Origin of the sequence: Companilactobacillus sp. (assembly GCF_022484265.1) — a bacterium.
Lineage (GTDB): Bacteria > Bacillota > Bacilli > Lactobacillales > Lactobacillaceae > Companilactobacillus.
In genome coordinates this window covers 1,698,567-1,713,761 of record NZ_JAKVLR010000001.1, presented here as the reverse complement: position 1 = coordinate 1,713,761, position 15,195 = coordinate 1,698,567, and the positions used below count along the sequence as shown (strand labels likewise).

1 protein-coding gene is annotated in these 15,195 nt (G+C 35.8%); it reads right to left on the bottom strand.

Annotation, left to right across the window (positions count from 1 at the left end; all coding sequences use genetic code 11):
• Positions 1-277: 277 nt before the first annotated feature.
• Positions 278-15,184 (bottom strand): hypothetical protein, encoded by a 14,907-nt coding sequence (locus LKF16_RS08175; RefSeq protein WP_291470389.1) that lies wholly within the window; start codon positions 15,182-15,184, stop codon positions 278-280.
• Between the last annotated feature and the right edge of the window lie 11 nt (positions 15,185-15,195).

Genomic DNA, 15,195 nt, shown 5'->3' with positions numbered 1-15,195 from the left:
TTACATTTTAATGACAAAAAAATAGCCACCCTTTCGGATGACTATTTTTTGTGGCTATTTACATTTCGCATATTTATCAATGATCTTTGAATCCTTGTTGGTATGCGACTTGATGAATCCTAAGTATCAATTTATTTGAAGTTATTTGCCATTTTAAGAATCAGATGTTTCCATCCGCTGGGTTTGAATCTAGGCTGGCTTCCACACCAATTCCTAAACTCAATTCCTAAACATGACCTAACTTGCTGTGGTTTTCTTCCACGTACAACTCACTTCATTAATATTGTGATAATACTAATGGGTCGTTGTGTACCCAGAATCCAACTGATGGGATACGACGAAGTACGTTGATACCTGGTTGTTCTGGAACCAAGTTTCCGTTATCGCCCGGTGTTCCTGGTATGCCTGGTACTGTTGTACCTGGTGTTCCAGTTCCACCGCCAAGCAATCCGCTCAATCCAAATGGTAATGCTACCACGCCCATGATCGTCATTGCTAATCCTGGAATAATCATGCCTAAGCTGAGTAGTTGTAGTCCCATATTGAATAATGGAATTGGTAAGCTCAATAAGAACAATGGTAATCCAAGCAAGCTGATAATGAATGGTAATGCTAACAATCCGATTAATGGAATTGCTAATGCTAGTTTCAATAGTCCTGGTAAGACCACTCCATTGAGTAACATTAGTCCAAGAGTAATTAACGGACGAACCAACATATTCATGAACAATAATGGTACTAACAATGGTAGTAATGCGTTGCCTAATCCTATTAAGCCAAGCAATGGCAATTTGATTAGATGTGCTAACAAGTTATTCAATAACATCAATGGTGTCAATGCTAAGAATGTCAATACATTTGCAATCAATGGTAAACCGAGTACTAATAGAGGTTTGATCAGGATCTTTAGAGGGAGGATTACTAAATCAAATATGTCTTTGAGTACTCCTGGTAATGCCAAGAGAATTGCTAATGCGTCGCCTATTAATCTCAATCCTTTGACCAAATTACGCAATACAATTACTGGCAACATGATCAAGGCTGGAATGTTAGCGAGGGCTAACACGATGCCAAGATTGATCAAGAATGGCAATAATCCTTTAACGATTGGTAACGTGATCAAGGTCTTAAGACCTAAGTTCAATAAGAACAATGGTAATGTTAACAATCCACTGATTAATGGCAATGCCAATAATCCGAGAATGTTCATTCCTGTATGAATGATTGGGAACAATAACATTGTTGCCAATACAGGAAGTGCGAGTTTCAATAAGTCTTTTAGAACTCTGAATAATGCGATTGGTGTTCCTACTAAACCAAGTGTCAATGCTAATGGCAATAATACTGGAAGCAATGGCCAGAAGATTGGGTTAAGCATTGTTAACAATGTTAATAATCCAAGTGCTGGAATTGCTAATGCCAATAAGTTGTCGATTGGCAATGCTGACAATGGTCCGAGGATATCCTTCAAGAAGTCTGCCAACTTGAATGGAATCATCATTCTCAATACATTTCTGAGGATGTTGAGAATTGGTAGTAATGGCCATAGTAATGGGTTGAATAATGCAATCAATTTACCTAAGTCTAGAAGACCTAACAACAATGGTAGACCTAACAAACCAAGTAGATCGAATGGCAATTTGATCAATCCGTTCAATGCTCCTAATACTAATGGCAAGATATTGCCTAAGATTCCTGCTAATGGTAATGCAAGCAATCCGTTGGTCAAGAACATCAATGGTAATAATAATAGATCTGTTAATAGCTTGATTGGCAAGTTGCCTAATAATGCGAGCAATGGTAATAACAATGTCAATGGTAATGGCAATGCTAACAACATTGATGCAAGTGTTACAAGTGGCAAGATGAACAAGAAGTTGAGCAATCCTGCTAACAATGGAAGACCTAACATCAATAATGGTAAGCCGACAAATGTTCTCAAGATATTTCTCAATAGCTTGAATGGTAGAGTCAATAACTCTAATCCAAGTAGTAACCAGAAGGCTACTCTTCTGATGATGTTGAGTAATGGCAAGTTGAACCATAATGGCATTGTCAATAAGGCAAGTGCTAATGGCAAGATGTTTCTCAACAACTTCAATCCAGCTCTTAATAAGTTCAATGGTACTAGTGCTAAGAATGTCAATGCTTGTGCAAGTAATGGCAATCCTAGATGCAACAAGTTACCTAATAATACGTTGCGTAATAGCTTGAAGCCAAATCTTGGTAAGAATGTTAACAAGTCTAACAATGGCAATCCTAGAAGTGCTAATGCATCTTTAACTAAGTTTGCGATTGGGTATGTCAACAATCCTGCTAAGTTGCCCCATAGAAGTGGTGCGATCAAGTTTCTTAATGTGTCTAGTAATAATGGTAGTCCTAGTAATTGAGTTAATAACAACAATGGTAGAGCTAACAATCTGATTCCTGGAATAAATGAACCAATCAATGCTGCTAAGTTGAGCAATGGTAAGCCAAGCAATCCGAGAATGTCTAGAGGTAAGCCACCTAATAGGCTTCTGAGCAATGGTACAACGATTGCAGCTAATGTAGCTGGAATCAAGCTTGTTAATAAGTTTAATAAGATCAATCCAGGTACTAAGAACAATTTAGCTAATAACTTAGTATTAAATGTTCTCAATGCTGCTAATGCTGGTACTAAGATCCAGTTGATTGGGTTAAGGAATTGCAATGGTCCAAAGATTGGTAATAACAATAGATTTGTTAATCCTGCTACTAACAATGGAAGGATATTGTTCTTCAATAAGTCTCTCAAGAACTTGAATGGCAAGCTCAATAAATTCAATAATGATAATCCATTGATCAATGCTGGGATTAAGAATAATCCGTTTAATATCAAGTTTCTGAATGGGATCAATCCTGGCAATGCAAGAAGTCCTAATAAGATGAACTTATTGATTGTCTTGATAAGATCCTTGAGCAATCTGATTCCGTTTGCCAATACGATAACTGGGTTCAATAGTAAGCCAGCTAATACTGGTAAGAAGTTTGCGACTAATGCTGACAATCCGTTTGCGATCAAGAATGGTAATACACCCTTGGCAATTGGGAATGTCAATAATGTTAATAGTCCAAGGTTCAATAAGAACAATGGCAATGTTAGAAGACCTGTGAGTAATGGTAATAATGCCAAGCTCAAGATGTCGTTCAATAGGTTGATTAATGGGAATGCCAATAATGTACCTAACAATGCTAGTGGTAAGCCAAGCAATAATGCTTTAGCTAAGTCACCTAATGTTCTTACTAATGCTAATGGGATAGCGATAAATCTGTTGAATAGTTTCAATGGTAATAAGAATGGAATTAGAAGCAATCCTAATCCAGGAATTAACATTGCAAGTGTACTCAAGATTTGTGCTAATGGAAGGATCAATAACAAGTTCAATAGATCGAATGGTAAGTTTCCAAGAAGATCTCTTAATACATCTGCCAATGCTAATGGTTGTAGGAGTAATCCTAATGGCCATAGTAATGGTGTCAATAAGTTGAGGAATGGAATGAATGGCAACAATAAGTTGAACAATACCAAACCGGCTAACTTAAGAAGGTCTAATGGCAACTTGATCAAGTGTCTGATCATTCTGCCCAATAGTAATGGTAGTAATAATCCTGCTAGAAGTGCTGCTGGCAATCCTAGAAGTTTGTTACCTAATAATACAAGTGGTAATAACAATAGATCTAATAAGATCTTGATTGGCAAGATTGGTAATGCTGCTAACAATGGTAGAAGCAATGCTAATAATGGCATTGATAATAACATGTTGAGCAATGTGATCAATGGAAGTCCTAGAAGCAATGTTGCTAAGCCGGCCAATAATGGTAGAGCTAATAACAACAATGGGAATCCAAGTAGACGGAAGATATTTCTTAATCCTCTGAGTAATGTTAATAACAATACTGGTAAGATTAATGCTTCTCTCAATAGATTCAAGGCTGGAAGTCCAAGCCACAATGGCATTGTCAATAATGCGATTGCACCCTTCAACAAGTTCAAGCCAAGCTTGATAGCTCTTCTGATCAAGTTGAATAGTGGTAATGCTAATCCTGTTAATAATTGAGCTAACAATGGTAAGCCGAATAATAACAATGGACGTAATACAAATGCTTTATTGAATAACTTCAATAGGAAGATTGGCAATGTCGATAACAATCCAAGTAATGGCAACAATGCAATATCAATTACATTCTTAGCTAGTTTTACAAGTGGATATGTTAACAATCCTGCTAATAAGCCCCAAAGAAGTGGTGCAATTAAGTTTCTCAATGAATCTAATAATAGTGGCAATCCAAGTAATTGAGTTAGTAGTAATAATGGTAATCCTAATAATCTCAATCCTGGTGTTAATGTACCAATCAATCCAAGGATATTAAGCAATGGTAATGCTAATAATCCAAGAACATCTAGTGGCAATCCACCTAAGATATTTCTCAAGAAGCCTAATAGTAAGCCGTTCAATAATGCTGGTAATAAGCTCAATAGCTTATTATTCAATAGTTTCAATGGCAATACGATCAAGGTTGTCAACAACTGAACATTAAATGTTGTCAATGCTGATAACAATGCCATTCTGAGCCACTTAAGTGGATTCAATAATGAGATCAATCCGAAGAATGGAATCAAGATTGCGAATGTTATGGCTAATACAGCTAATGGTAATGCTAATTGCCAGAACAAGTCGTGGATCCACTTCAATGGCGTTCTCAATAAGTTGTTGAGAGCTATAAAGTTCAATAGTGCTGGAATTAAGAACAATGCATCTAATAAGAGATTTCTAAATGGAATTAGTCCAGGTAGTAATAACAATCCTAAGATTACATCGTCAATTATGAATCTTAATCCATCAAGAATTGCTGTTGGAATAATTAAGAAAGCACCGATAAATGGAATTAAGAATGATAATAATCCTGCTATAATTGCATTTCTTAAAGCTTTGATGAACTTAATGATAGGCAAAGCAAGCAATGGAATTGCAATATTGATAACTAGTAAGATTGGTCTTAATAATAAACCAACTAATTTGTTCAAAAGCTTAAAGAGTTTGATCCAAATCAAGTTCTTGATTAAGAATGAAGCAAGACTTGTAATGAAGTTCCAAACTAGGCTAGCGATAAAGTTGTTTAGCATGTCTAATAATAAGACTGGAACTGTCAATAGACTTGTTAAGAATCTTAATCCGCTTAATAACCATAGTGGAATTGTGAACAATTTATGTAATAGTCCAGGGATCAAGTTCATCAATCCGGCAAATAGATGTAGCATCAATGAATTCAACAATGCTAGTTTCATCAATAATGTTGGAATGAATGATCCAATTGTATTAACAACAATTTGTTTAATCAATCCGTTCAATAATGATAATAGGTTATTCAAGCCTCTGAATAATAACCAAACGCCGACATCAAACAATAATTGCAATGGGATCAAAATCAATAACAATAGTGGGAAGATTGGAGCCAATAGACCCAATGTTAATCCAACTAATGGAATCAAGAATGGTGCCAATGAAATCAAAATCAATAATGTCTGGAATGCCTTAAATGCAGCGTAGATACTTAGAACTAATGGAAGTACAACTAGTCCAAGTACTCCAAGTGCAATCAATGGAAGCAATGGTGCAAAGATTGAAAGTGCAAGTGATGATACTAATTCCAAAATGCCGATAACTGTTGTTAGGACAAGTGGGAACATCAAGTGTACGAACAATGCAAATGAGTTAGCTGTAACTAATCCTGTACCGAAGTTACCAATTACCCAGTGTAGGATACCAGCGATGATCAAACCAATTGCACCAATTGCTGGAACTAAGGATCCTTGAATAATTGCATAGAATCCTGGGTTTCCAAAGATGAAGTAAATTGCAAATGCTAAACCATTAAATGTCATTGGTAGCCAGATATATGAAAGTGTAAAGATACCAGCTAACAATAGACCAATTGAAACGATTCCTTGGAAGTCAAAGAATAGTTTAGTAATTATTGCAAGTAATGGATTTGCAAGGATTGCATTAAACAATCCGAAAATCATAGGTATTAGAATTAATGGAGCAAAGATTAAGATATCAATGATATCAAATCCGAGCATGATTCCGACGCCTTGTACAGCGAATAATACTGGGAATGCAATTGCAGGGATCAACATACCCCATGTAAGCAAGATGTCTGGAACACTAATACCAAGTGATAGAATTCCACCAACAACATCGTCAATGACGATAATTAGTAATGCAACCCATGGTTCTAAGACAACTGGAACTGTTGCAAGGAATGTGTTTAGTACAAATAATACAAGCAATCTTACCAACATGCGTTTAGCGATAGTCAAGCCAAGGAATGCTGGAATACCAAAGATTGGTAATAATGTTAACAATGAACCAAATCTTAGAAGTTCAAGTGCTAAGAATGAATTCAATTCAACAATTGGTGTACCAAGAATGGCAAATGCAGAAATTGCTTTGAAGATATAATTCAATGGATTTACCCAATTGAGGAATGTTCCAATAAATGCTCCAAATGTCATTGGAATCGTAATGAATTGGAAGCCCCAATAGAATATTGGTTCAGTGATCATTGTGTAAACTAATACAACAAGTGCTTTCAAATCTTGAATAGGATTTGTTAATAGCTGGAAGAATGCTGATCCGAAGAACCAGAATGCAGCCAACATACCTGCGGCACCGATGATCAATGCTGGCAAGAAGATTGCTAAGTTGAATAATACAACTGGCAATGCGAACAAACCGAGTAACAACAAGCTTTGAATGATTGCTAATGGCAATGCGATCAATGCGACTGGCAATACTGAGATTAATTCAATAACACCAATAGCTAATGAAAGAACAGCAGTAAATGCAACATGTGCAAAGATTGCAAATGAGTTAGCAGTAATCAATCCTGTACCAAAGTTACCAATGATCCAGTGAAGGACACCTCCGATTATTAGTCCGATAGCACCGATGGCTGGAACTAATGATCCTTGGATAATTGCATAGAATCCTGGGTTTACAAAGATGAAGTAAACAAGGAATGCTAATGCGTTAAATGAGAATGGCATCCATGTGTAAGCAAGAGTGAATAGACCTGCTATTGCTAACACAATTGAAGTGATACCGATTGTAGTAAATAGATTTACTCCGATTAATGCAAGTAATGGGTTGAAACCAAGTGCCAAGATTAATAATGAAATATTAATCAATGGTGCAATCAATGGAATTGCAAGTAATGTTACGACTGCATCAAGAGATAACATAATTGTTAAGCCTAATACAACGAACAATACTGGGAATGCGATTGCTGGAATTAACATGCCCCATGTTAATAGAATATCTGGAACACTAATACCAAGTGATAAGATTCCACCTACCAAATCATCAATAAAGATGATCAATAGAGCAACCCAAGGTTCGATTACAACAGGTAGAGATGCAATAAATGAATTCAAGAAGTAAATATTGATTAAGTTCAATAATAATAGTTTAGCAATTCCAAGTAATGCAGCAACTGGGATACCAACGATTGGAAGAGTTGTAAGCAATGCTAGGACTCTAATAATATCGATATCAAGAATTGACAACAATACTGTGATTGGAATGCCAATGATTGTAAATGCAGAAATTGCTTTGAAGATCCAATTCAATGGATTCAACCAGTTAACGAATGCACCTAAGAAGGCACCGATTGTCATTGGTAATGTAATCCAAATGAATGCCCAGTAGAATACTGGTTCTGTAACCATTGTATATAGGAGAACAATGAATGTCTTAAGATCTTCGATAGGATTTGTTAATAGTTGGAAAGCAACTGATCCGAAGAACCAATTGATGATGATCAATGAAGATAGACCAACGATTAATGCAGGTAACAAGTTAAGTACATTAAAGATGACAACTGGTAATGCGAATAATCCTAATAATAATGCTGCTTGAATCAATGCAACTGGCAATGCGAGTAACAATACAGGAAGTATTGATAATAGCTCTGCAACACCAAGTAATGTATTGAGTACCAATGGGAACATTGTGTGGACAAATAGTGCAAATGAGTTAGCAGTGATTAATCCGGAACCAAAGTTACCAAAGATCCAGTAGATAACACCACCGATGATTAGTCCAATAGCACCAATAGCTGGTACAAGCGAACCTTCAATAATTGCATAGAAACCAGGGTTAGCAAAGATTAGATATTGTAAGAATGCTAATAAGTTAAATGAAGCTGGCATCCATGTGTAAGCTAACATGAAGATTCCAAGTACACCAAGCACGATTGATACGAGACCGATCGTAGCAAATGCGTTGATTCCCAATAATGCAACCAATGGATTTGAAAGAACTGATAATACAAGTCCGATATTCAATGTTGTAATTAGGATTGGATATGCAAGTGCAGTAACAAATGCATCAAGACTGAGCATAAGTCCAACACCAACAACAGCGAAGATTACAGGGAATGTAATTGCAGGAATTAACATTACCCAAGTTACAAGAACATCAGGAACACTGATACCAAGTGAAAGAATTCCACCTACAAGATCATCAATAAAGATGATTAACAATGCAACCCAAGGTTCTAGAACAACTGGAACTGATGCAACGAATGAATTCAAGAAGTACAAGACAAACATTAACAATAGTTCCTTCTTGGCTAATCCAAGAACAAAGAATGCAGGAATGCTGAAGATTGGCAATGAAGTGAATAGGATTGCAAATCTCAAGATATCAACATTAAGGATAATTAATAAATCAGTAATAGGTAATCCTAAGATTACGAATGAAGTAATTGCTAAGTTTAACCAATTAAATGGATTCAACCAGTTAACAAATGTTCCGATAAATGAAGAAATTGTCATTGGAACAGTGATTAAGTTAAATGCCCAGTAGAATACTGGTTCTGTAACCATTGTGTAAAGTAGAACAATGAATGTCTTCAAATCTTCAAGAGGATTTGTTAGTAGTTGGAAGAATGCTGATCCAAAGAACCAGAAGATGGTAATTAATGATGCTGTACCAATAAGAGCAACTGGAATAAGGATTAGAAGGTTAAATAAGATAATAGGAATATTAATTAGTGCAAAGAACAACAATGTCTTAATTAAGGCTGCTGGTAATGCAACTAATAATACTGGTAATACTGATGCAAGTGCAGCAACACCGATGAGCATTGAGAATACTAGTGGGAACATTACGTGTACGAACAATGCAAATGAGTTAGCTGTAATCAAACCTGAACCAAAGTTACCAAAGATCCAGAATAATACACCAGCAATGATAAGTCCGATAGCACCAATTGCAGGTACTAGTGATCCCATGATGATTGCATAGAATCCAGGATTACCAAAGATAAAGAATTGTAAGAATGCTAAATCATTAAATGTTATTGGCAACCATGTATATGCCAACATGAAGATTCCTAATACAAGAAGTACCAATGATGTGATACCCATTGCTGCAAGATTATTGATAGCAATAATTACTGCAAATGGATGTGTAAATGCCATTGATAACAATCCTAAATTAAGACTTACTGCAACGATAGGCATAAGGATGAGTGCTGCAATAATATCTAAGCTCAACATTGCGTTTAAGCCTTGAACAGCGAATAGAATTGGAGCAACAACCGCCATGATCATCATTCCCCATGTAAGAAGAACATCAGGAACACTGATACCAAGTGATAAAATACCTCCGACTAAATCATCGATAAAGATGATTACTAGAGCTGCCCATGGTTCTAATACAACTGGTACTGTGGCTACAAATGAGTTCAATACTAGTAATGTTAAGAACGTAAGTGTTGTAAGTTTAGCAATTGTCAATAAGATCAACGTTGGAATATTCAACAATGGAATAGTAGCAACGAGTGAAATGACTCTAAGAATATCAATTGTTAACAACAAACCGATTAATACTAATGGAATACCCAATAGTGGTACGGCAGAGATTGCCTTGTTTAACCAGTTAAATGGATTTACCCAGTTAGTAAACATTCCAACGAATGTTGCGATTGTCATAGGAATTGTAATGTAATTCCATGCCCAGTAGAATACTGGTTCTTCAACCATTGTGTATAAGAGAACAAAGAATGCTTTGATATCTTCAACAGGGTTTGTAAGAAGTTGTAAGAATACTGAACCAAACAACCAGAAGATTGAAATTAATGCTGGAACACCAATAACTAATACAGGTAATACATTTAAAATGTTGAAAATGATGATTGGTAAATTAATTAATCCGAGAAGAATTGTTGATTGAATCAATGCCAATGGAAGAACTAGTAATAATACTGGTAGTACTGACAATAATTCAGCAATTCCGAATACAACGTTTAAGACTAATGGGAATAGTAAGTGAACAAATATTCCGAATGATGTAGCTGTTAACATACCAGAACCAAAGTTACCTAAGATCCAGTAGATAACACCACCAATGATTAGTCCAATTGCACCAATAGCAGGAACAAGTGAACCTTCAATAATTGCATAGAATGCAGGATTTGCAAAGATTAGATATTGCAAGAATGGTAGCAAGTTAAATGCGAATGGCATCCATACGTAAGCTAACATGAATGCTCCGGCAAGTCCGGCAACAATTGATGCTAATCCGATCGTGGCAAATAGATTAATAGCAATTAGAGCTGTTATTGGGTTTGCAATAGCGGATAATACAAGACCAATGTTCAATACGATAGTGATTATTGGCAACAATAGTGCAACAGCAATACTATCTAGACTGAGCATCAAGCCAACTCCACCAACGGCGAAGAATACTGGGAATGCAACAGCTGGAACTAACATACCCCATGTAAGAAGTACATCAGGAACACTGATACCAAGTGATAAGATACCACCTACTAAGTCATCAATGAAGATAATTAGCAATGCAACCCATGGTTCAATAACAACAGGTGCTGATGCAATAAACGAATTAAGGAAGAAGATTCCAGAAAGTAATAACATTAAGCGTTTTGCAATTGTTAATACAATGAATGCTGGAATACTTAATAGTGGAATTGATGTTAATAGAATTCCAAATCTTAATAAGTCAATATTTAGTAATGCTAGAAGTGAAGCAATTGGAGCAGCAAATAATGCGAATGCAGTAATTGCTTTGTTTAGCCAGTTGAGTGGATTCAACCAGTTTGTAAATGATCCGATAAATGTTCCAATAGTTATTGGAATCATGATTAGGTTAAATGCCCAGTATAGTACTGGTTCTGTAACCATTGTGTACATCAATACGATGAATGCTTTCAAATCTTCCAATGGATCTGTTGTAAGAACCAAGAATGCTGATCCGAAGAACCATAACAATGTATAAAGTTGTGGAAGTCCAAATACCAATACAGGAAGAATCAACAATAAGTTGAAGATTAAGATTGGTAATGAAATTGGTAGCAACAATAGCATTGATAATAGAATAAATGGAAGTGATCCAAGCATGATGATCAATGCAGGAATCAATAGTACTAATGGGATAATTGGTGCAAGCAATAATAGAATTGGAAGTCCAGCTAATGCTAACTCGACTGCGGCAATATCATTAAATGCATTGAGTAGAAGTTTACTAATCAATCTTGCCCAATTACCAGCAAGTAGACTAATCAAAATGTTCCAAATTGTACCTAAGATTGAAAGTGGCAATAATACTAATAATGCCAATAATCCTAGTGGAAGTGTCAATAGGTTCAAGCCAGGAATTAATGCTGTTAGTAATCCAATTAAAATCATTGGAACGATAACAAACAATCTAGCTAATGTGAAGAATGGCAATCCACCAAAGAATAATCTAAGTAATCCTACGATGAGACCATTGAGCAATGAAGGGATTAATGCAAGTAATGCACTATTCAATAAGATCAAAGGCAATAGTAATGCTTTCAATAGCAACATTTCAATTGCTGTAAATACAGCACCGAGGATAACGGCGAGTACTGCAAAGAATAGTTTGGTCAAAATAAATGCAACAACAGCATTGAAGAGTGCTAATGGAATTGCGAATAATCCATTTAGAAATGGAAGTCCAATAAGGATACCCATCTTAAGTAATCCTACAAGGATATTTCTTAGAATTCTAAAGATCATTGCGGTCTTAAGTAGTCTTCTTAAGAAATTGATTCCTGGAAGAATTGTCCATAGAGGCAACGTTAGAAGAGTTGCTCCTAATGTTAACAATTCAGCGATTAATTCTAGACCTCTTCTGATCAAATTGAACAATGTTAAGGCGATTTGTGTTAATAGTGCTGCCAACAATGGTAGTCCGAATAACAACAATGGTCTTAATAATAATGCATTCAATGCTAAGTTCAATAAGAACAATGGTAATGCAAGTAATAATTGTAATGGTAACCATAGAAGCAAGTCTAACAAGTCTTTAGCTAAGTTGAGAGCTAATTGTGTAAGGATTGTTCCTAAGACTGTCCATACAAGTTGTTTGAGTAAGTTATTTAGGATACCTAATGTTACTAGTGGTAATCCTGCTAATAATGCTAAGAGTCCTAGTGGAACTGTTAATAAGTTCAATCCAGGGATCAAGGCTGTTAATAATCCATTAAGGATCAATGGTAATAACAATCCAAGTGCTAATAGTAAGAATGGTAGTCCACCGAATAATGCTCTGAGTAGTCCTACTAATAATCCTGCTAATACAGCTGGGATCAAGCTTGTTAATAAGTTCTTAACAAGGATAAATGGAATTGCGAGCAATCCTAACAATAGTTTTGCTAAGAATGTTCCGATAGCTGAAAGGATACCTAAGTTCAACCATCTTAGTGGGTTCAAGAATGTGATTACACCAAGCAATGGTAATAATAGTAAGAATGTTAATCCTGCTACTAATGCTGGAATAAGGAAGTCATTGAACAAGTCTCCTAGAATCTTGATTGGTAATAACAATAGTTTCAATCCGTTTAGAAGCAAGCTTGCTAAACCGATGAGGTTCATAGCTACCATGATCAAGTCTAAGAATGGAATCAAGTTTGGCAATGACAATAAGATCAATGCAATCAATGGGAAGTTAAGTCCTAATAGACCTAATGCCAATAGATTCAATAGACCTAATGCACCAAGCAATAATGCTAGTGGTAAGCCAAGAGCTAATAATAAGCCGATTCCGTTGATTAATAATGGCAATACTACTAAGTTGTTGAATGCTTTAAGTAGTAAGGCTGGAATTCCTACAAGATTGAACAATGTCAATGTATTAAATAATACTAATGGCAATGTCAATAATGTCATAACGATGTCTGAGATGATTCCGGCACCGATAGCTAATAATACTGATGTTAATGGTCTGATGAATAACCAGTATGGAATTGATAATAACAATCCGCCTAGTGTTAAGAAGTTAATCAAACCAGCTAACAATTTGAGTGGTAGTAGGATCAAGAAGTTGATTCCTGCTAATCCAGCTCTTAATAAGTGTAATAAGAATAGGATTGGGCCGACGACAGGAACTAATAATGAAATAGGTGCTAATAACAAGTTTGTTACGGCAGCTACTACAGAGATAGCCTTTGCGACTCCAAGTACTAAGTTAGTTAATCCAATAATGAATTGAAGTACTAATCTAGCACCTAATCTGAACAATCCTACAAAGAATCTGATCAAGTGTACGACTGCTCTGATTGTCCATTTAACTACTGTGTTGATGATCAATTGACTTACTAATGGTAATAATGCAAGACCTAATAGTAATGCTCCGATTAATAAGTTATTGATTAATGTTGTGATCAACCATGCATTGAATCCAATAAATGCATTCAAGCCAGCTAATAACAAGAAGTTCAATAATGCTGCACCTAATAAGATTGGTAATGCACCAAGAATTAGAAGTGTAATTGCACCTAATGCCAACAACTTAGCAGCTAATGATAAGAATTTGTTTAATAAGTGAATTGCGAGTAATGCGATGAATGTGATTCCAGCAACTATCAATGACAATGCCAAAGCGTTGAACAATGATAATAGTAATGGAATTAAGACATTCAATAGTTTCAATGCAAAGAAGTTGAATGTTGTAATTGGTAGTAGAAGCAAGAATGCTGGTAAACCAACTAGTAATGGAAGTGCCAAAATAGCACCGATTTCAACGATTGCTCTTACGAAATGTAAGATGTTCTTTAGTAATCTAAGTGGAAGACTTACAAAAGCAACAAATGCTAATGCCAATCTTCTTAATAAGTTAAGTCCAGGAAGGATAGTCCATAGTGGCAATGTAAGAAGTGTTGCACCAATGTTGAATAGATCTAATGCAACTTGTGCAAAGCCTTTGATGAATGTAATTCCCCACAATAATCCAGAAGTTAACAATTGTGCTAACAATGGTAATCCAAGCCATAGAGCTGGGAAAATCAAGAATTGTGTTGTTAAGAATTTGTTGATGAAGATAAGTGGTGTTAACAAGTTGATCGTTAATGGAACGCCAATCAATGCTAACAAGTCTTTCAATACGTTTGATGCTAAGTATGCTGTTACGAATGAAAGAACTCTCCAAATCAATCTTCCAAGAACATTATTCAATAGACCAGCTAATGCAAGTGGCAAGCCGATAAGACCAGCTATCAATGCTGCAGGAACTGTGAATAAGTTCAATCCTGGTACTAATGCTGTCAAGAATCCGTTAAGGACAATTGGCAATAAGAATAATGGTGCTAGTAACATGAATGGAAGTCCGCCGAACAATGCACGTAACAATCCAACGAAGAATGCGACAATTGCTGCTGGAATTAAACTAATCAAACCGTTGAAGAAGAAAATAACTGGCAATGAAATAAGTTTAAGGGCCAACTTCGTTAAGTATGTTCCAATTAATGTTACTAGTGGCAAGTTGATCCATGTTAATGGATTCAAGAATGCCAATGGTCCAAATACTGGTGCCAAAAGTAGTAAACCAGCAAGGAATACTAAGAATGGAACAGTTAAATCAATAATTGTATCAATTAACATCATTAGTGGTAAACCAATAAATAAGTTCAATACTGAAAGAACCATTGTTACTAATGGTGCTAAGAAGATCGTATCCATAATTAAGTTAAAGAATGGAATGAAGCTTGGTAATGCTAATAGTGCTAATGCAATCAATGGAAGTCTGATTGACAATAACAACAATCCTAGTAATGCAACTAATCCAAGTGCAGAAAGTGCAAAGATGAATGGAAGTGCTAATGCGTTCAATAGACCTAGAC